Origin of the sequence: Arenibacter catalasegens (genome assembly GCF_002909235.1) — a bacterium.
Taxonomy (GTDB): Bacteria; Bacteroidota; Bacteroidia; order Flavobacteriales; family Flavobacteriaceae; genus Arenibacter; species Arenibacter catalasegens.
On sequence record NZ_PHQQ01000024.1, the window covers coordinates 11,243 to 32,019 of the forward strand.

Here is a 20,777-nt window from a genome sequence, read left to right on the forward strand (position 1 = left end):
AATTTACAAAATGAAAAAAACATGGATTGCATTTATTAGTGTTGTAGTACTCTCATTTATTGTACTAATATGGGTTGGAACTGAAGTTTATCAAACCCAACCCCCTATTCCCGATTTGGTATTAGTTGAAGATACAGGCCATACCGTTTATACCAAAGAGGATATTCAAATTGGTCAAAACGTTTGGGAATCTATTGGAGGTATGGAAGTGGGTTCCATTTGGGGACATGGTAGTTACGTTGCTCCGGATTGGACTGCGGATTGGCTTCATAGAGAAGCTGTTTTCTTATTGGAGCATTGGTCCGAAAAAGATTTTAATACGCCCTATAACAACTTGGATGTAGAAAATAAGGCTGCAATTAAGGCGCGTTTGATCAGGGATATTAAAACTAATACATTTAGTAAAAAGAACAAAACTATTACCATTTCCAAAGAGCGTTTAACCGCCATTAAAGCGAATATTGAACACTATACCACTATTTTTTCCGAAGGGAAAGAAGAATATGCCATTCCTAATGGTGCTTTGACCGATGCAGTTAAATTGGAACAACTCAATGCTTTTTTATTCTGGACTTCCTGGGCGGCCAGTACCAACAGGCCAGGTAAAGACTACACCTATACCTCTAACTGGCCTCATGAACCTTTAATTGATAACCTTATCACAAAAGATTCCCTTATATGGTCTGGGCTATCCATCGTGTTGTTGCTCCTGTTCATTGGAATACTTACTTTTTATTATTTAAGAAATCATGAAAAGGGAGAAAGTATCAGCAAACCAAATACCGATCCTTTAACGGGAATGAAATTTGTAAGATCGCAAAGGGCTGTACTAAAATATTTTATTGTCATTTCGCTTTTAATTGGTTTACAAGTCATTTTAGGAGTTATAACAGTACATTATACCGTGGAGGGTCAGGCATTCTTCGGATTTGATCTGGCAAGCTATTTACCTTACTCTATTACTCGAACTTGGCATACGCAATTGGCCGTATTCTGGATAGCCGCTACCTGGCTGGCTACCGGTTTATTTTTGGCGCCCATGATTTCAGGCAAAGAAATGAAATATCAAGTTTTTGGCATTAATTTCTTGTTTGGAGCATTGCTAATTATTGTCTTGGGATCTATGTTGGGTGAATGGTTAGGTGTACATCAATTCTTGGATTTAACCACTAATTTTTTCTTTGGACATCAAGGATACGAATATATGGATCTTGGAAGGTTCTGGCAGCTGTTTTTAGCAGTTGGATTAGTACTCTGGGTTATTATGGTAAGCAGACATATTATATATGCCATCCGCAAGAACGACTCTTCAAAACATTTATTAATTATTCTTTTAATTTCTGTTATGGCCATTGGAATGTTCTTTTTCTCCGGGCTTATGTACGGTGAGAATAGTAGCCTACCAGTTATCAACTATTGGAGATGGTGGCTAGTCCATCTTTGGGTAGAAGGGTTCTTTGAGGTTTTTGCAACCGTTATTATAGCCTTCATTTTTTCAAGAATGAAAATAATTTCAGAAAAAACAGCTGGTAGGGTATCCGTAGCTTCGGCCGCCATCTTTTTGGCTGGAGGAATAATAGGGACATTACATCATTTATATTATTCCGGCACGCCCATACAGGCCATAGCCTTGGGAGCTACTTTTAGTGCACTGGAAGTGGTACCGTTAACCCTAATGGGGTTTGAAATTAGAGAAAACTGGAATCTCTTAAAGAGCAAAGAATGGATGCAAAAATACAAATGGCCCATATTTTTCTTTATAGCTGTGGCCTTTTGGAATTTTATTGGTGCCGGTGTTTTCGGTTTTCTTATTAATCCTCCTATCGCCTTATATTATATCCAAGGACTCAACACTACCGCTGTTCATGCGCACACCGCCTTGTTTGGTGTATATGGTATGTTGGGCATGGGCTTCATTTTAATCTGTTTGCGATTTTATTCAAATCGAGTGTGGGAAAGTAAAAAGCTTTACAGGGCATTTTGGCTATTAAATATTGGGCTGGTAGCCATGGTTCTTTTCAGTTTACTTCCTATAGGAATCATTCAGGCATACACATCAATAACCAAAGGATATTCTTTTGCCAGGGATTCAGATCTATTGTATTCACCAGTAGTACAAACCTTAAAATGGCTTCGAATGATCGGGGATGTAATTTTCTCGATTGGGATATTTTATTTCTGTTGGTTTACCATTTCTGAAACTTTATATAATTACAAAAGAAAACATGAAAATTAATTCATAGCATGAAACATATAGAAGATAGAGAAGATGTTAGCTTATTGGTAAATACCTTTTATGAAGGCATCAGGAAAGATGCACTATTGGGACCCATTTTTAATAGGCATATAACCGAAGGACAATGGCCTGCACATTTAGAGAAACTTACTGATTTTTGGGTAACTGCGCTTTTTGGTGTTATGTGTTTTAAAGGCAATCCGACACTAGCCCACAGAACAGTAGACAAGAATTTGAATCATTCCATTGCCCAACATCATTTTCAGCAATGGGTGGCCTTATGGCAGTATACCATAGATTCTTTATTTGAAGGGGTGCTTGCCAATAGAGCAAAAAAATCCGCAGAAAATATGGCCATAGGACAATTTAATGCTATAAGTAGTTTTAGAACTTCTCATTAATTACATATAAACCACTATGGATTTTATATCCATGGTGGTTTATATATTTCCTTACTTTTTAGGGATTATAACATTTGAGCAAATATTTTTTTTTGAGTTATAATTTTACCTTTTTTGGGAAGGCTACAAGCCAATTACTAGTAATTACCGTAAGAAGGAATGTATTCCGAAATTTAATAAATCCGACGCCCTGCAAAACCAATTATAATATCAAGACAATTTTGTGGTTTAAAAGCTAGCCTTTAGAAGAAAGGAAATCAGTATTGTTCGTTTTCAATAATCTACGCCAACTCTTATTTTATTATACTTAGGTTTTTTATTGTATTGAGCTAATTTTCAAATTGATAATGGTAAATTATATAATTATTAAAGAATAAATTAGACAAAGCGTAAGAAGTTTACAGAAACAAGAACTTAAAATTTATACCATGTTAAAATGGACTATTATTTTTGTAATACTCACCATTGTATCCGCAATTTTCGGGTTCGGTGGAATTTCGGCCGCTACGGCAACTATAGCCAAAATTCTATTCTTTGTCTTCTTAGTATTGGTAATAATATCTCTAATAAACGGAAGAACCAATAAGGTTTAACAAGCTGTCAAAAAGTATATAAACGGTTAATTCCGGTAAAGCAATTAGTGGTTTAATATCAACCTAAAACAAGTAAATGTGGATGCGGATTCATTTAGAACAAGAACGTTTATTGAGTCATATAGAATGGTGCGATCCAAGAAGACGCCGGGCATATTTACCGCTTTCGATAAAAGCGATACGGAAAGTTCGCAACTGCCCACAATGGAAAATAGTTTGGTATTACCTCAATCCAAAAACACTTTCCTTACAGTTTACGATCCACTTGAAAGCATATAAAAAGAAACGCGGGTAACACTTTCACTAAACCCAATAAATTTCCGCCTATAACCCCCATTCGATGGCATCTTAGAACCAGAATGATAGCCGATTCTGAGTGCAACACCGTAAGTTTTTAGTTATATTTCTGGTTGTACCGTAATATTTACCTCCTGCACAGTACTGTTGCCTAATACTTGAAACCTTATACGATAAAGCTGCTCACCCCAAGTAGAATACAATTTTGAATCGGCTTCAATAGCTATATTTTCTACTGTAGGTATCAAAATTTCCGGGTCGTACTTTAACAACAACCCGCCTTTCCGCTGCCCAAGTCTTATGTGTCCGGCCTTTATAATTTTGGGTTCTAGCGCTGCCATAAGATTAAGTTGTGTATCGCCCACATTTTCCAAAAGGGAATACGAATCGGAAATTTCAAATTTTTCGCCCCTAAGCAAAGTATAACTGCGTTGCCACTGCTTCACTCTGGCTTCTTTGGGATATGCACCGGAGATATCGAGGGAATACGAAACTTTACCTTTCTCAGCGGAATAGGAAGCATTTTGAGCCTTGTATTCCAAACCGTCTTTTTGGTCCATTCCGTTTATGGTCGGCAGGTTATGATAACCGGATTGCATGGTCCAAATAGAATATCTGTCCTTTCCAAAGGTTGTGGCCGTATAAGTGTCTACCCCAACATCGATCAGGGCTGGCTTCCCATTGTAGTATAAAATAAATGTGCCCACATCATTGTGGTTATGGCTTTCGGCATTGTGGCCACCTTTTGCGGCAAAATAAAAACCATCATGGGTTTCCGCTTGTTCCCGGGCTGCCATTATCTGTGTGTTCGGCAGATATAAATCCTCCAATAGCGGTTCCTTGGCCACAGCATTTTTAATTTCATCCAAATTAAACAGGTCATCCAATGCTAATTCTATTTTACCCTTGAAAGTACTTTCCCCAAAATGCTGTTTTTGGGCCAAAAAAGCCCCAAAACTACTCATGATGGAATCGTTAATGCGTTTCCCATAGCGGTAAATGGTACCCGGCCGTGATTTTAGTTTGGCCGAAGCATCTGCAAAATTTACAAAATACTCCCCGTTTATATAGGCCTTATAAATATACTTTCCTATATTCTGTACAAGTTCTTCATTGTAGATATCTATTTTACCTTTGCTTCCTTTATACAACAGTTCTAAATAATCGAACAGCTTACCGCCCGCATGGCTCCAGTAAGATGGACCTTCTTCACAGCCCCCGTCATCTTTGTAATAATTCATAAACTCATCAACCGAGAGCATACTCTTTTGCACATTTATACTTCGGGTTATGGAATCATTCTCCAATAGTAGAATACAGTTTAGGGCATTATAGTTGCACCAAGGGTTCCAATTGTTTACACTCTCATTGGTATAGCCCATCCAGCCAAAATCATTTCTGGTGTAATAAGGTTTTAATAATTTCTTATCAATTTCAAATCTTAACCTCTTTAGTATCAATGGATTAACCTTATTTATTTCCTCTTCTAGAAAATGGTGTGTCCATGCCAGGTTGGCCGCCACTTTGCCTACTCCCAGGTCAATCGTAGGTTCAAGCACATCGGGCAATCCTGCACCGGCACGCTGAAGTCCTAAATGGGCCGAATTGCCCCAATAAGTTTGCTCACTGTAGTAGAATATACCGTTTATGATATCCTTTAAAAATCGACCCTTTCCTTCTACCAATTCACCCAAGACCAGCGCTTCAAATGCCTGAATGTTTTCCCTATACGGTTTCTCCATAATGGTTCTACTTCCGCTCTTGGTAAATTCCAAATAGTGTGAAACGGGAATATATTTCCAGTTGTACTCCAAATAACTTTCTCCTTCCTTTATGTAAGCCTCTCTCAGGTTTTGGGGAATCTTTTCCCATTGCTCACGATTCTTATATTCTGGATAAGGTACCCAGGATTGGTCCTTTACCACATATTTTTTAATGGTGTCGTAGGAATAGTTACCGCTCAATAAGTTTCTATAAGCCTGGGCATTGGCAAACTGTACGTTGATAGAAAGAATGAAAAGAAATAGTACTGTTCTCATAGTAGGTTTCGGTTGGTTTTAAGTTTAGAAGAACAAATTCCATTGCCAACTTCTAAATCTCTTCTGGAAAGATGGGAATAATAATTTAATTGTCATTAAAAATTTCTGAATTATCGATTTTCAACGTCGCTTAGAAATCTGTATGTGCGTTGACAAATAAGTACTTCGAACTTAAAGAACTACATATGTGTGTTGATCTATTGGCTTAAATGCAAAACAATAAAAAAGAGGATAACTATAAAATAATTACCCTCCTTTCTCCACTAATCAACCAATCTAACTATCGTTATTCCATATCTATAATGCCCACAACTTGGTAGGCCCGGGTGCCATCCACTTGTATTTTTTCGTAGATTATGTTCGCATATTCGTAATAGGCCAATCCATCTATGGCGATTTTTTCATAATCTTCCGGTAATTCATAGACTATGGTTCCTATTTCTGGCTCAACAACCTCATATTCATTATTTATTTGAATATAAAATATCCCTTGAGCATTAAAATAATTATAACTATTGAACCTAACCCGTTTATAATTTGGCGGTAAGCTGTTCAATCTAAATCCTATTTTTGGAGCAATTACAATATAGTGGCCTCTAGATTGCGTATAATATTTGTTGTTGGCATAGTAGTAGTTCTGACCGCTATACTTAATAATTTTTCTATTCGGTACCGAACGCACTGAAACTACTTTCCGCGTTGGAGTTTTATAGGTAACCTTTGTACTAGGCACCCTTTTGCTTACCGTCTTTTTGACTGTGGTGGTCTTGGTAACACTTGTGGTTCTTGAATTTGAGTTACCACGCGATTGCCCTGAAGCTTGTGTAACAAAAGCTATTATAACTAATGATGATAAGGCGTATCTTTTAATAAATGTTTTCATGATTTCTAAGATTTAAGATTCAACTTGCTTTCTATACTTTGACTCTATTTTGTATTAATAGTTTAAAGGTATAGTTGCCCTACAGATAAATAAAAGCAAATAGACGTTTGCCGGTTTTCTATCTATGAATAATTGGATTTAACAGATTTAAAGGGAAAGTTGAGCACAAAAGGGTAGCGAATTGTTAATAAGGACTTTATTTATTTTGGTTTGATTATTCGGATACCATATATCCCCATAACCTGTAAAACAAATTATAGGGTCGGTCACTTTGTATAGTGTATTATAAGTTGTCCGTAAAGAACTAATAAGAAAGTTTCATGAAACCAGAGGATCAACAAAAATTACTTTTATTATTTTGATATAGTAGGAAACCATTTTTTAGGGTAAGGTAAAACTAAAAAATCCAGCCACTTTTGTAAGTAGCCGGATTTTAATCGGGGGAACAGTAAATAATCCCCGGGGCAAGCCCACGGGGCATTATTCTATTTTTCAAAATAATCTCAATTGACCATCTCTATGTAAAACTTCATATTCCTTTTCCTTTCCTTGGTTCTTCACGTACTCCGCAATAGTCTTTTCATTACCATAGCGACTGACTGAGTTGATATAAAATCCACTGCCCCAAAAAGAACCTCCCCATAATGCCCTTTTTACTCCTGGGGCATGTAAGAATATCTCACGAGCAATAAGACTCTTTACCGTCCTTGCTATTTTTGTCGGACTGTACGTAGGAACACTCTGTATCAAAAAATGAACATGATCCTTGTCCGTTCCTATCTCCAAAAAATGGATCTCATACCTGTACTGAATATCTAGACACGTATGATACAGAATCCTTTCAACTTTAGGACTTAGTACCAATCGACGGTATTTGGTCGAACAAACCAAATGATAGAGTAACAACGAAACGTTGTGGCTCTTATGTATATGGGTGCTTGAGCTCACGCTCAAGTTTACTGCTTTTTTTCGTGCGAGGCAAGCCTCGGGGTATTTACCCCTCTAGAATAAAAATTAATGAACCTACAGGTTCATCAACTCAAAAAAACTATTTATTTAAATAATTACTCACTGCTGTAGCACGTGCGCTAACGTGACTATTCAACTGGCTTATGGCAGCCTGAAAATCCGAACTTGAACTTAGAAATGTATAACCCGAAACTTCAAGGTTCGCATAAGGTTCTACCAATGTCCCATATGTTGCATATTTTGCTTGCATGGTACTAACATTAAAAGCGTTGTCCACCACACCCTGCACAAAGGCATCGTACTGTGCCCTATAAGTTGCATCTTCATATATATAACCGATCAATGGCCATTCTGAATCATTTAAGTCCGAGAAATCCAAGGCCAAAGATCCTTGCATATTGCCCTCTTGCAAAGCCTCGTTATTATCCCAAGGTATCCATGATAATTTTTCCGTATCCGGGTTGTTGTACAGATAATAATTGTGTGTCATTCTACCATAGGTATCCCAATTTTGAATTACTGTATTAACAGCTAAATACTTTAAGAAGGTATCGGTATCAAAAACGGTCTCCAAATTGGCTCGCCAGTCTTCTGGGGCCGTAGTTCTATTTGCTGCATGCAAGGCCGTGAAGACACTTTGAATATCGCTATAATCGGCCTCATCTTCATTTGTTTTCTTCACAAACACTTCTTCGGAAAAGGTACCTAATGCAAAACTTGCTCCGTCTCCATCAGGTTTGTACAGATTACCATCATTATCGGAAAATTGGGTATCGATCACCGTATCATCCACTTCTTCCACCATAGTGTATACTCCAAAGTAAGTGGGTCCATCGCCATGATCCACATAAACAGTATAAAATGCTGCGTGCGAACTTGCTAAACCAGCATCCCTAAAAATATCGGTAGCAACCTTTTCCCGTAACATGGATTTATCATTGTAGTTATTTTTTAAACTCAATTTCTTAAATCCGTAAAAACGCTGATTGTCTATTTGAGGGTATTGATCTTCAAATTCATCAAAATCCAACTTAAAGGATAGTTTTAAGATACCTCCCGACCAGCTGGACTGTAAACTCGAGTTGCCTTTAAAGCGCACTCCAACCCTGTACCATTCCTTACCATTGTACAACACCTCTCCGGGTACAAAAATAGGATCCTCATCAACCTCTACCAATCCTCCTCCGCCAGGACCACCTCCACCAGGGCCTCCGCTTCCACCGAATACGCCATAAAGAGAGGTCATATCATCCAACATACTCTGCCAACGTTCTTCGGTAATTACAATATCCAATCGCTTTACGGCCTCATCCTCAAAAACTTCATCAAAGTTGGGGTCAGCCGATTTACTATGGGTATCGCCCGTCCAATCAAGAGCTTCAAAATCTGAATCCCCATAGGTTTCAACATATGCTTCGCTGTCTATTACCTCTACAACATCTCCCGTTGTTTCTGCAACATCGTCGGAACAGGAAAACACAAGCAATAGTTGCATTGCTATAAAAAACAGTATGCCTACTTTTTTCATTATAAAATTCATTTTAGGTTATTATTACCCTACAAATATGTGGGTTAGAACAACATGAATTTTAAGGAATCAGTGAATGGCCTAATCTTTTAAGTGAAACTGGAGATAAATTCTATGAGGAAAATTTAGAGGCCGCTATTCACTGTATTTAATACTTACTAACGGCCATTGAATTCATTTGTGTTTATGATTTTTACATTTGATGAGCAGAATACTACAACCAGGTAATTATATCTTCTTTGTTCCTTCTCGATTTGGCAAAAGCGGGTTCTTCCTTTCTATAGCCAAATGCCGCCATATACGATAATCCATATTTATCCGTGTCTACCCCAAATTTTTCCTTCAAGAGGAATTCCGATTTTTCTTGATGAAAACCTTCAATTGGACAACTGTCTATACCTATTAAAGCCGCTGAGGTCATCATGTTTCCCAAGGCGATATAAGTTTGTTTTGAAGCCCAATCGAATAATTTTTTATCGTTGTCCAAGTTAAAATCCCGCTCCTGGAATTCCCTATAAAATTTGGAATACATTTCTATGACATCTTGAGGTAATTTCTTTACATCTTTCATCATGGACATAATATAGGCCGAATCCCATTTGGTCATGGACGCCTTCATACTCAATCCCAGTACAAAATGACTCGCGGTATCCAATTTTACCGGTGCGCCCCAAGCCACAGGTTTTAAAGCTTCCCTTAATTCCTTATCCTGGACCACTATAAAATGCCATGGTTCAAAACCAAAAGAGCTAGGGGATAAATGTGCCGTTTCCAAAATGAAATTCATATCGGCATCCGATACTTTTTTAGTGGCATCGAATTCCTTGGTAGCATGTCTAAATTGAAAAGCGTTGATAATGTCTTTTTTTGAAATGTTTGGTGTCAGCATTTTTTATATTTTTTGTTTCAGATTAAATTCTGTGGCAAAGTTAATTGGGTGTCACCGCTTATTTGTGGTATAAAAAATGGGTATTTATGTATTTTTAAAGGTTAATGGGCCAAATAATTGATGTGTTAATGGTATTTTATCTAGTTTTACTTAAAAATTAGCCTAAAATGCAAGTAATAGAGACTTATAAACCTTTTGAAATACAAGAACTGGAATTATCAGAATGGAAACAACGCCCGGTTAAAAACAACTTCTTTGAATTGGTTTTAATAAATGAAGGTAAAGGTAGTCAGTGTATTAACTATAATGAAGTTGCCTATTCTAAAGGTAGCATCTTTTTGTTACCTCCCTTAAAGTGTCATTCTTTTAGCATTAAAAAACCCACCAAGTTTGTCTTTTTAAAGTTTACTGATTCATTTTTTAAGAATATGAATGGTTTGTCCATTGATAGGAACGAATGGTTCAAAGAAGCTTCCTATATCCTTTCCAATTACAATCAATTGCCTGGGGATATAATTAAGAACGATTTGGATAGACGGCATATGGATAGTTTAATATCCATGATTTTGCAGGAATCCAGGGATTATGGACAAGAGTCTGTTAACTTGATCACCAGTTTAATGACCAGCATTTTGGAAATACTGATAAGGAACATTAAAAAAACTAGCTATTTTGATTTTCCCAAAAAAAACTTTGACGAAAGAATTACAAAGATGCTCACCTATATAAATGAGAATATTGATAAAACCGAGCTTTTAAAGGTGGAGAATCTGGCCGATGTTTTTATGATGTCTACCACCTATGTAAGCGAATATTTTAAAAAGCAAGTGAATATGCCCTTGCGCGAATACATCATTAAAGCAAAATTAAAATTGGTGGAAATTCGCTTATTGAACTCCGATTTCACCCTGACCGAAATTGCCGATGAATTAGGTTTTACAGATGTTAGCCATCTATCAAAAACTTTTAAAAAGTATGCAGGCACCTCCATACGCGAGTTTAAAAATAATGGAGAATATAGGCTTTTAACGCGTAATGCCTGTACTGCATAAACGTCACAGCTGTTTTGTAGCCCATGTTTAGTATATAAGGTTTCTTATTGGGAATTCTTCACCTTTATAGCCCCAACAATCAAAAACAATCAAAAAGCTAAGGTGATATAACGGTTAAAGCTGTTATGGACCAGGTTAAGCGACTTATCCTCCCATATTATTGAACAAAGATTTCTGTTATTGGATTATTATTGACAAAACATATAGTTAACTACTGGCAGCATACCTCCATTTTAACTATTTTTAGGACACACAAATACGATTACTATGGGTTCTAGAAGAGATTTTTTGGGAAAATTGACCGTTTCAGCTATTAGTTTACCAATTTTATATAGTCCAACAAAGCTTTTTGCAGCTTCTAGCGAACCCTATGAAGGACCTATTTTAAGGGTTGCCATAATGGGTCTCGGAAGTTACGGTTCACGAGTGGCTAAAGCCATGGAATCCTGTAAGAGAGCCAAGTTGGTTGGTTTAATAAGTGGTACCCCATCCAAAGTGGTCGATTGGCGTGCCAAGTATGACATTCCGCAAAAGAATTGTTATAATTACGATAATTTTGACCAAATCAAGAACAACCCAGATATCGATGCCGTTTATGTCATTACCCCAAACGGATTGCACAAAGATCAGGTGATTAGGGTAGCCAAGACGGGAAAACATGTAATTTGTGAAAAGCCTATGGGTATCAATGCCCAAGAGGGTCAAGAAATGGTAGATGCCTGTAAAGATGCCAACGTAAAATTATTGGTGGGTTATCGCATGCATTATGAACCGAAAACAGTGGAGGTGATTCGAATGCGCAAGGCAGGCGAATTTGGAAAGCTCAAGTTCTTTCAAGGATTATCCGGATTTAACATCGGTGACCCCACCCAATGGCGATTGAATAAAAAACTGGCCGGTGGCGGTGCTATGATGGATATTGGTATTTATTCTATTAATGGAGCCCGATATATGCTGGGTGAAGAACCTATTTGGGTAACGGCACAAGAAACCAAAACCGATCCTGTAAAATTTAAGGAAGGCGTGGATGAAACCATACAATTTCAGATGGGCTTTCCCAGTGGAGCAACTGCCTCATGCCTTTCTACATATGCTATGGGCCATTTGGACCGATTCTTCCTTAACGGAGAAAAGGGTTATGCCGAAATGCAGCCCTCAACAGGCTATGGTCCTATTAAGGGCAGAACACATAAGGGTGAATTGACCCAGCCGCATATAACCCATCAAACCCTTCAAATGGAGGGTATGGCTCAACTTATTTTTGAGGGGGTACAACCAATTGTTCCTATAGATGGGGAGGAAGGCCTAAAGGATTTAAAAATCATAGATGCCATTTACAAAGCGGCAAAAACGGGCCAAAGGGTTGATTTGTAATGTATTACTGCATTATATTAAATCCAATAATTTAATTTTTAAATTTATTTAAAACACTACCTAATCTACTTCGGCAATTAAATATACCAATACTGGGACATTCAGTGGTGATTGGTAAATTCCGATTGCCGATCTGGTGTGGATACCTCTTTCCCCAAATACTTGGTTCATGACATCTGAAGCACCGTCCAAAACATCGGAGTGATCCTTAAAGCCTTCAGCGGCCTGAATATGGCAATCCAAGCGGATAATTTTTTTAACCCGATCCAGATCTTTAACAGCATCCTTTAATTGTGCAATGGCGTTGATGGCACAAATACGTGCACAATCATATCCCTGTTTAATATCCAGGTCGCTCCCTACCCTACCAGTATATGCCAAAACACCAAATTCTCCATCCTTCCAAGGTAATTGCCCAGAGGTGTATAGGGTTTTATTACTAATTGTCCAAGAAACATAATTCCCTACCCCTCTTGGGGCTATTTTGGGTACCACAATGCCCAAACTATCTAATTTCTCTTCAATGGTCATAAATTATACTGATTGTTTTTTTAATTGCTAAACGCTTAATAAATATCACTATCACTGGTAAATAACACTAATGGATTTAACTAATAAAGTATTACCGTTTTACCAATAGATTTCCCAGATTCTTGCATTTCATGGGCGTACTTTAAGTTTTCTACGGTAAATCCATAAAGTGTAGTATTCAACGTAGATTTCAAAATTCCCTCGTCCAACAATTGGGCTACATGATTTAAAATGTCGTGCTGCCTTTCTATGTCTTCAGTTGTATACATGGAACGCGTGTACATTAATTCCCATGAAAAGGTTACGCTCTTATTTTTTAGCAAATTTAGATTCAAAGGTTTACTACTACCCGTAATAGAAACTATATGTCCCTGAGGTTTGATGATTTCAGTGGCCATTTCCCAATAACCTTCCAAATCCACAAAATCCAGAATATAATCGACTTGGTTATACCCGATTTTTTCCAATTCCTCCTTTAGGTTGTGGTGATTTACCACAAAATCGGCCCCTAAATCTATACACCATTTAATAGAATCTTCACGAGACGCTGTGGCTATTACGGTTAGGTTAGCTAACTTCTTGGCCAATTGTATGGCTATAGAGCCAACTCCACCAGCCCCTGCCAAGATCAAGACAGATTTTCCCTTGTCCTTCTCCGCATCTATTCTAATTCGATCAAAAAGCGCCTCATAGGCCGTTAGGCTTGTTAGCGGCATTGCCGCCGCTTCGGCAATACTTATATTTTTTGGTTTATGACCAACAATGCGCTCATCGATCAATTGGTATTCCGCATTGCTCCCACTTCGGGTTATGTCACCGGCATAATACACCTGGTCTCCTATGCTAAATTTTGAAGTGGTATCGCCTACAGCCTCTACGATTCCCACAGCATCCCAACCAATTATTTTTGGACTGTCCAACACGGTATCCTTTGCCGCATTTTGCCTAATCTTATAATCTACCGGGTTTACCGAAATTGCTTCTATTTTAACCAATAGATCGTATCCTGTTGGGGTCGGTATTTCCGTGTCGAAAGCTATAAAACTATCTTTTTCAGAAATGGGTAGTGATCGTTTAAATCCTATTGCGTTCATTTTTTTCTTTTATATTATTTTGTTGTCGCTGTACATTGTATCGCAAAAATAGCTATCCACAAGGAGCCCTATTTAGTGAAATTAATGGGTATTATGGGTCATTTATAGACTATTAATACATAAATATAACTGAAATGACCCTAATATATCGTTTTACCGAAAAATACCTGGATTGGGAAGTACAGGATATCGAAATACTTTGGGAAACAAAATTTGCAATAGTTAGGTTGACAACAAGTCCTAAGTTTATTCCTGTAGCCGGTGTCAATTAAAATTCGGCCGGACTACGGATACATTTCATAATTATTGGACTTGTAATTGTATTTATATGAACATCATCAGCATATTAGCATAAAACTTCTTTATATTTATAGTATGTAATCAATACTGTTTTAAAATGAATGATTTAAGAAAAGTATTAGGTGAGATTACCCAGATCACTTCCAATATCGAGACCAATTACCCCGAATTATATCGTTCTCTGGATGAAAACCCTTTGACCATTCCTGCAAAAGATCATCCCCATGTAGACAAGGAAGCTTTACAGGATTATTTGCAGAGCTTAAAACAATTATTAAAACATCATTTAGAGACCCATAGTAAAAATGGGTAATGCACCTAAAACAAAGAATATGGGAGAAATAGCCACATCGGAAAGACAGATTACATTGTATTACAGTTCCAAGTCCTCCAGGGCCAAGCAAACCTTGGCCTATGCCAAATCAGAGGGATTACCTATATTGGAAATTGACATTTTAAAAGTACCCCTAACCGGAACCCAAATTGTAGAGTTGGCCGACAATTTAAATATGGAGGTAAAGGACTTGATAAATCAAGAACATCCATCCTATAGGTCACATTTTGACCACCATGATTTTTCTACCGATGACTGGATAAAAATGATAAGACACAACCCTGAAATCATGAAGCAGCCAATAGCACTACGTGGCAAAAAAACTATTTTAATAGTAACCCCGACCGATATTATTAAAATATAATATTAGCTAATTACCTCAGGGCAAGCTCACGATGCATCGAAAGGAATCTACTTAAATATTAGACCCCCGCTTGAACGGGCAGGCCCGCCAGTTCCGTTCCGTTTAGGCGGGCAAGCGTCGGAGCATTCAAATCTCACTTATTGAGTAAACCTTTACAAGAATAGTTTGATAGATAGCTGAAATAATGGAAGGTTTTTTTAGCCTAACCAAAAATAGTTCAGCTCTACTATACTTTAATGTAAATCTTCTTCTTATCCATCCAAAACCCAATAAGCCAACAAAATAACATAAAAATAAGGGCAAAGGCCAATGATCCATAATAAGGTCCTATCCAACTGAAGCCTTTTTCATAGATATAACTGTACAAAGTTTGATTCTCACCAACACGAAGAAAAAGTAAAGTAATGGCCAGGTATTCTGATAATAAATAAATGAACAGGGAGTTTTTTCCAAAAACCTCGAAAAAATTATAGTTTACAGGCTTTTTAATAAAATCTATAGAGTAGATCAGTATGGCTAACACAATTATATCAAGGCCAATGGTTAGAATCACAAATGAACTCGTCCATAATTTCTTATTTACAGGAAAACTTAAATCCCAAAAATAAGCGGCGGCCAATAAGCCAGCTCCTACCATGAACATTTTTGCTAACTTCTCATAATTGATTCCCCCTTGAATAACAAATTGTCCTATAAGATATCCCGCAATAACATTGCAAATCGCCGGTAATGTACTCAGTAAACCCTCAGGGTCGAACGGAATTCCATCACCTCCGTATAAATGACCATCTCCAAGAAGAAGCCTGTCAATGGTTCTAACTAGGTTGCCCTCCAAGGTATAGTCACCAAAGCCACTTAACAGCCCCCAATACCCAAGTAGGATAAGTGCAGAAGCTATAATTAGCTGACGGTTGCTAAGAAAATAAATCATGGTGGCCCCAATAAAATAACAAATCGCTATTCGCTGTAACACCCCCAATATCCTCGTTTCGCTAAAAGGAACTAAGGCAAGATCACCAGTTTCTGTCCATGATACAAAGGGGAACCAGTACATTATATACCCTAGTAAAAAGATAATTAAAGTCCTTTTAATAATTTTCTGAAAAACTTCGGAGAGGGGTTTATCATTCCAACGGGTTTTCACAAATGCAAAAGCATTTCCAACCGCAAAAAGAAAAGAAGGAAATACTAAGTCCGTAGGAGTAAAACCATGCCAATTGGCATGTAACAAAGGTGAAAAGGTTAAGTCCCAGTCTCCAGTTGAATTAACTATTATCATCAGGCAAATAGTCAACCCCCGAAACACATCAAGTGCTTTGAATCTTTTCATAGTAAATTAAATTTGGCAACTAAGTTAAACACTACCATTATCTTACCAAATATATTTCTCTTTTTCCTTGAATCCTGATAAATCTATTGCCTTAGGCACTATAAGAGCCTTTATACAGTACCGTACTTCCCTACAAAATTTCTTTGCAGAAATGACCGTTGGAATTTAAGACGATTTCTACATGGGATGTGATATTGCCAATGGTTTCAATTCGCAGTACATTATCACAATCCTCAAAATCGAAATCTATTTTTAATATTTCCTTAAATAGATCCAAAAATTGTCTTACTCGGGATTCCTGTTCCTGACTTATATCTGTCCTAAAAATTGTTATCATGCCTATATTAATATTATTTCCACCATTCTGTGGTGGGAGCTTTTTGTTTATCTATATTAATGGGCTCCCCTATTCTTGGTGTTATTAAACCCAAGTTCAGTTCCTTAGCTTTTTTAGAAAGACGTTCCACAGGTTCTGTCCAAGGATGCATTGCCAATTTAAAGGCTCCCCAGTGAATTGGCATTATCCGTTCTGCCCGTACATCCAATCCTGCCTGGGCGGTCTCCTCTGGAAACATATGAATATCGGGCCACATCTCATTATACTGTCCACATTCAATCATTGCAAAATCGAACGGACCATATTTGTCCCCTATTTCCTTAAAATGTGGCCCATAACCGCTATCGCCACTAAAGAAAATATTATCGATTTCTGATTTTACTATCCAAGAGCTCCATAAGGTATTGGCCCTGTCGGAAAATCCCCTTCCAGAAAAATGCTGAGCGGGAGTACATCTGAATATTAAACCGTCTTGACTAACTTCCTGCCACCAATCCAGTTCCACAATACGTTCTTTTTCCACTCCCCATTTTTGCAAGTGCGCCCCAACACCCAAAGGGGTATAAAACATCTTAACCTTATCCTTTAATTTCTGGATGGAACCATAATCCAGGTGGTCATAATGATCGTGCGAAATAATCACCGCATCTATAGATGGAAGTTTTTCTACAGCGATAGGTAATTCTCGGCTAAATCTGTTGCTCCCCAACATGGGATGCGGTGCGGCTACCTTCCCGAACATGGGATCGATCAAAATTGTTTTGTTGTCCATTTGCAATAGGAAAGCGGAATGACCAAACCAAATAAGGCGAGTGCTATCTTTGTACTTTACAATGTCCATTGAATCCAATTTCTTTACAGGAATATCCCCATTGGGTTTGGTAAGTGGTGAAGCACCAAAATAACCCACCAAACTTTTGCCCATATCCCGCATACTCATATCCAATTTTACATGGCCTTTGTTGATGAACTTTCCATCCTTATAATTGGGCGATTTAAGATAGATTGCCTTCTTCTCCATGGTAGGTGAGCCTCCAAACTCAGGGCTTAAATACAAAAATAGAACCCCAATCACGATTATTAAAAGAAGTCCACTGCCAATAATTATGCTCATTTTCTTTACTATTTTCTTTAATTGATTCATACTTTTTGTCCCCTTGGCGACACTTTTGCTTTATTATCGAATATATATTCTATTATAATCCAAAAAATAATTAACTTTTAATAGCATCCCAAACTGTAGCAAACATGAGGTCCATATCTTTTTTGTTCAATTCCAGTTTTTTATCCATAATCAACTTTACTGTTTCCCTTATTATTGCCCCGATAACTGCAAAATGGATATTGTTATCAATATTCTTAAGTAAACCTTCCTGCTTACCCATATCTATGAGCTGCATGGCCAACTTACTTTTATTCTCCTTTACGGACACTGGTACTTTATCGTAATAGGGCGATTTCTTGAGCTGTTCCAAGAAACTCTTTTCCTTTCTGTGGTTGATACTGAAGTTGATCCAGAATAACCATAATGTTTTTAATTTTAACTTATATGGCAGGTTTTCCGATATCTCCTGTTCGCTTCTCTGGGTCTCCCTAGCTATTAGATCAACGGCAATGGAAACTATTAAATCTTCTTTATTCTTATAATAAACATACAAGGTAGAAACAGAAAGACCAAGGCGTTTGGCTAGATCCGCCATCTTAATCCCAGCAAAGCCCCTTTCGAAAACTACATCCAGGGTGTTCTCCATAATGGCTAATTGTTTGGTTGCATCCTTGACTCTCATAGCGCAAATATAAATACTAAAATCGAATAAATATTCGTTATTGATAAAATAAATGAATTTACCCCAGCCCAATGACCGTATATGAGAGTATCGAGGTTAAAAGCCGTTCTACTCTCCACAGACCATTATAAAAAAGAAAAAGCCCAAAGGGCTTTCACTTATTTCTTTATTTTCGGCCAACTTGACCACCAAGAATCTTTAAATCTAGAAAGCGCTATGCTTCCTGAAGCTGTTTTTTGGATTGTCTATAGGTATATTTTGGGTAGATCATGCGTTTGGCAAAACGATTAACGGTATTGGAATTGACCATTTTGATATAAACTTGTTTGGTAACACCAAAATACTCGTAAGTAGATCCATCCACAAATGTAATTTCCAATAATAGTCCTTTGTGATGGTAATCGGCTATCCCAGAATTAGTGATCGTTTCTGTATAGGCTTCTAGGTTCGATGCTTTGGTTTCAGGAGCAATACTTACTAAAAAATGGTACCCATCAATAATCTTGCGACTGTTTACTTCTGCCTCTTCACGCTTACTATCTCCTTCTTGAAACTTATCCGGGTGCCATTCCTTTACCAAGTCACGGTAACTTTTCTTAAGCAACTTTAGCTCGATTTCCTTTTCGATTCCAAATAATTTCTTGTACTCATTTATGCGCTTCATACAGGGTATTTTACAGGGCGCGAAATTACGCCTTATTTCTTACAATTCGTTAAATTTTAAACATAAAAAAGCCCATCAGAGATGATGGGCCTTTTCATTAAACATGGAAGTATATATTATATAACTTGTACGTTTACTGCATTTAATCCTTTGTTACCTTCTTTTAGGTCAAATGATACTTCATCGCCTTCGCGAATTTCATCAATTAAACCTGAAATGTGTACAAAATGATCTTTTTCAACACCTTCTTCAGTGATAAAACCAAAACCTTTAGTGTCGTTGAAAAATTTTACTGTTCCTTTACTACTCATCGTAATGTAATTAAATTTATTATAATATTATTTCGCAAATGTCGTGCTAATAATTTAGAAAACAGCGGATTAGTCTAATAATATTTATTAACATTATTTTTGGTTATGAAGAACTTACTATTTTTCTTTCAAATATCGCCTAACTAAAGGCTCGCCCAATGCAATTGCCTTACAAAACATAACTTTCGAATAGATTTTCCAGTTCTTTTTTAGGATCATGGCATAAGCCCGAATGCGTTTCTGAACTCTGAATCATTGTACTCCTGGAGGCCGTTAACCACCGAAATCTATCAACTAAATCCAGTTTACCGATAGCTCCTCCGGAAGGTGCCCCTTTACATACCAATGTCCAGGCCTTTAAATATTCATCTATAGCGTTAATATCAACTTCCTTTGAAAAACACTGTAATTTTATGGGGTCTACCAAATATTTTACATCTAAAAATTTTTTCCGCCTTGAAAAAAGTATAACCCCAATATTAAAGAATTCTGCACGCTCCACTTTAGGAACAAGTCTAATAATTGCGTATTCGTATTTGTCTTTATCTTGCATTTTCAGACTCTTTAACTAATGTATCGATCATAGCAAGTTTGGCATTTATATATTCAATATAGGCCGCTCTAATTTCAGATGGACTTAGATCATCTGCCACGTCCAACAACCATTCTTCTGGTATTAATCCAATGATTTCTACAATTTTATCGGTATTAAGTGAACCCTTAATCACAGTTGCCGCCATATTTAACTCAGTGGCAAACTCTAAAAGCACATGGTCTTTTATTAGAGGAAAAGTTCTTGTAAGATGATTCTTCCATGTTTCCCAATTATGGTGAAAATAAAAACTTGCGCCATTATCTATTACCCACAATTCATTATTCCAGTGTAATAAATTAGTGTTTTTTGCCGTCCTGTCAATATTGCTCATGATACTATCCAAGAGAACCACTTTTGATGCGATCAAGGCATCTACTTTGGAAACCAATGGATCATACGTAATGGCACTGGATAAAAAATGTAAGCCAAGATTAAGACCTACACTAAATTTAAGTAAATCTTGAACTTCCTCATCTGGCTCTGTCTTGCTGAAGGAATCATCAAGGTTCATGAATACCAATTCAGGTACCTTGAGACCAATAGCCCGCGCTAGCTCGCCTCCTATCAGTTCGGCTATTAACGCCTTCTTACCTTGTCCTGCCCCTCTGAATTTTAAAACATATAAGAATCCATCATCAGCTTTTACAATAGCTGGCAGGGAACCACCTTCCCGTAATGGTTTTATATATTGTACTACATCAACTGTTCTTATATCAATAGAATTCATAAGCACGAAGATAAAAAAAGTTAATGGTGTACAATAGAATTTGTATTTCCGTGAATTGGTATGCTTTTTTCAGATCGAAGTAAATTACCTCAGGGCAAGCCCATGAGACATCGAAAGGAAACATCTTATAATATATCGACGC

23 protein-coding genes are annotated in these 20,777 nt (G+C 37.2%); 8 read left to right on the plus strand and 15 right to left on the minus strand.

Going from position 1 to position 20,777, the window contains the following annotated elements:
- Positions 1–10 precede the first annotated feature (10 nt).
- The 3 genes from CWD90_RS17045 to CWD90_RS17055 all read left to right on the plus strand — a co-directional run bounded on the left by CWD90_RS17045 (position 11) and on the right by CWD90_RS17055 (position 3,230).
- Entirely contained in the window at positions 11–2,236 is a 2,226-nt protein-coding gene (locus CWD90_RS17045; RefSeq protein WP_103477277.1) for a nitric-oxide reductase large subunit, read from the plus strand.
- 8 nt (positions 2,237–2,244) lie between these two features.
- Positions 2,245–2,637 carry a group III truncated hemoglobin gene (locus CWD90_RS17050; RefSeq protein WP_103477278.1) on the plus strand — a complete coding sequence of 131 codons (393 nt, stop codon included), beginning with the start codon at positions 2,245–2,247 and terminating at the stop codon, positions 2,635–2,637.
- 428 nt (positions 2,638–3,065) lie between these two features.
- Positions 3,066–3,230: a DUF1328 domain-containing protein gene (locus CWD90_RS17055; RefSeq protein ID WP_103477279.1), complete on the plus strand. Its 165-nt coding sequence runs from the start codon at positions 3,066–3,068 to the stop codon at positions 3,228–3,230.
- A gap of 398 nt (positions 3,231–3,628) precedes the next feature.
- Here CWD90_RS17055 and CWD90_RS17060 read toward each other — a convergent pair whose 3' ends face one another.
- From CWD90_RS17060 to CWD90_RS17080, 5 genes are all read right to left on the minus strand, one after another.
- Entirely contained in the window at positions 3,629–5,566 is a 1,938-nt protein-coding gene (locus CWD90_RS17060) for a heparinase II/III domain-containing protein (RefSeq protein WP_103477280.1), read from the minus strand.
- Between the two features lie 286 nt (positions 5,567–5,852).
- Positions 5,853–6,449 (minus strand): DUF6515 family protein, encoded by a 597-nt coding sequence (locus CWD90_RS17065; protein WP_103477281.1) that lies wholly within the window; start codon positions 6,447–6,449, stop codon positions 5,853–5,855.
- Positions 6,450–6,941: 492 nt separating this feature from the next.
- The gene (gene tnpA, locus CWD90_RS17070) at positions 6,942–7,397 is read right to left on the minus strand and encodes an IS200/IS605 family transposase (protein WP_103477282.1); all 456 of its coding nucleotides are present in this window, start codon (positions 7,395–7,397) and stop codon (positions 6,942–6,944) included.
- 100 nt (positions 7,398–7,497) lie between these two features.
- Positions 7,498–8,946, minus strand: coding sequence for a CotH kinase family protein (locus CWD90_RS17075; protein ID WP_103477352.1), 1,449 nt, complete (start codon positions 8,944–8,946; stop codon positions 7,498–7,500).
- Positions 8,947–9,160: 214 nt separating this feature from the next.
- The gene (locus CWD90_RS17080) at positions 9,161–9,835 is read right to left on the minus strand and encodes an NAD(P)H-dependent oxidoreductase (protein WP_103477283.1); all 675 of its coding nucleotides are present in this window, start codon (positions 9,833–9,835) and stop codon (positions 9,161–9,163) included.
- Positions 9,836–10,002: 167 nt separating this feature from the next.
- On the opposite strand from CWD90_RS17080, the gene CWD90_RS17085 reads away from it, so the two are divergent.
- On the plus strand, positions 10,003–10,887 hold the full coding sequence (locus tag CWD90_RS17085) for an AraC family transcriptional regulator (RefSeq protein WP_103477284.1): 885 nt from the start codon (positions 10,003–10,005) through the stop codon (positions 10,885–10,887).
- Positions 10,888–11,154: 267 nt separating this feature from the next.
- Positions 11,155–12,261, plus strand: coding sequence for a Gfo/Idh/MocA family protein (locus CWD90_RS17090; RefSeq protein WP_103477285.1), 1,107 nt, complete (start codon positions 11,155–11,157; stop codon positions 12,259–12,261).
- A 60-nt stretch (positions 12,262–12,321) separates the two neighbouring features.
- On the opposite strand, the gene CWD90_RS17095 is transcribed toward CWD90_RS17090, so the two are convergent.
- Positions 12,322–12,792, minus strand: coding sequence for a RidA family protein (locus tag CWD90_RS17095; RefSeq protein WP_103477286.1), 471 nt, complete (start codon positions 12,790–12,792; stop codon positions 12,322–12,324).
- Positions 12,793–12,872: 80 nt separating this feature from the next.
- Positions 12,873–13,886, minus strand: coding sequence for a zinc-binding alcohol dehydrogenase family protein (locus CWD90_RS17100; protein WP_103477287.1), 1,014 nt, complete (start codon positions 13,884–13,886; stop codon positions 12,873–12,875).
- Positions 13,887–14,020: 134 nt separating this feature from the next.
- On the opposite strand from CWD90_RS17100, the gene CWD90_RS23105 reads away from it, so the two are divergent.
- From CWD90_RS23105 to CWD90_RS17110, 3 genes are all read left to right on the plus strand, one after another.
- Complete coding sequence (locus CWD90_RS23105; RefSeq protein WP_157941263.1) at positions 14,021–14,158, plus strand: hypothetical protein; 138 nt, start codon at positions 14,021–14,023, stop codon at positions 14,156–14,158.
- Between the two features lie 125 nt (positions 14,159–14,283).
- The gene (locus CWD90_RS17105; RefSeq protein WP_103477288.1) at positions 14,284–14,499 is read left to right on the plus strand and encodes a hypothetical protein; all 216 of its coding nucleotides are present in this window, start codon (positions 14,284–14,286) and stop codon (positions 14,497–14,499) included.
- A 19-nt stretch (positions 14,500–14,518) separates the two neighbouring features.
- Positions 14,519–14,884: an arsenate reductase family protein gene (locus CWD90_RS17110; protein WP_103477353.1), complete on the plus strand. Its 366-nt coding sequence runs from the start codon at positions 14,519–14,521 to the stop codon at positions 14,882–14,884.
- Between the two features lie 226 nt (positions 14,885–15,110).
- On the opposite strand, the gene CWD90_RS17115 is transcribed toward CWD90_RS17110, so the two are convergent.
- The 8 genes from CWD90_RS17115 to CWD90_RS17150 form a co-directional block, all read right to left on the minus strand.
- On the minus strand, positions 15,111–16,214 hold the full coding sequence (locus CWD90_RS17115) for an acyltransferase family protein (RefSeq protein WP_103477289.1): 1,104 nt from the start codon (positions 16,212–16,214) through the stop codon (positions 15,111–15,113).
- 130 nt (positions 16,215–16,344) lie between these two features.
- Positions 16,345–16,551 (minus strand): hypothetical protein, encoded by a 207-nt coding sequence (locus CWD90_RS17120; protein ID WP_103477290.1) that lies wholly within the window; start codon positions 16,549–16,551, stop codon positions 16,345–16,347.
- A 13-nt stretch (positions 16,552–16,564) separates the two neighbouring features.
- Entirely contained in the window at positions 16,565–17,695 is a 1,131-nt protein-coding gene (locus CWD90_RS17125) for an MBL fold metallo-hydrolase (RefSeq protein ID WP_239986552.1), read from the minus strand.
- A 70-nt stretch (positions 17,696–17,765) separates the two neighbouring features.
- Entirely contained in the window at positions 17,766–18,338 is a 573-nt protein-coding gene (locus tag CWD90_RS17130; protein ID WP_103477292.1) for a TetR/AcrR family transcriptional regulator, read from the minus strand.
- A gap of 214 nt (positions 18,339–18,552) precedes the next feature.
- The gene (locus tag CWD90_RS17135) at positions 18,553–19,002 is read right to left on the minus strand and encodes a KTSC domain-containing protein (protein ID WP_103477293.1); all 450 of its coding nucleotides are present in this window, start codon (positions 19,000–19,002) and stop codon (positions 18,553–18,555) included.
- Positions 19,003–19,118: 116 nt separating this feature from the next.
- Positions 19,119–19,313 (minus strand): cold-shock protein, encoded by a 195-nt coding sequence (locus CWD90_RS17140; protein WP_031444295.1) that lies wholly within the window; start codon positions 19,311–19,313, stop codon positions 19,119–19,121.
- 169 nt (positions 19,314–19,482) lie between these two features.
- Complete coding sequence (locus tag CWD90_RS17145; RefSeq protein WP_103477294.1) at positions 19,483–19,866, minus strand: DUF3037 domain-containing protein; 384 nt, start codon at positions 19,864–19,866, stop codon at positions 19,483–19,485.
- A complete protein-coding gene (locus tag CWD90_RS17150; protein WP_103477295.1) occupies positions 19,856–20,635 on the minus strand; it encodes a HipA family kinase in 780 nt (259 codons plus the stop codon). Before CWD90_RS17150 ends, CWD90_RS17145 begins: the two co-directional genes overlap by 11 nt.
- Between the last annotated feature and the right edge of the window lie 142 nt (positions 20,636–20,777).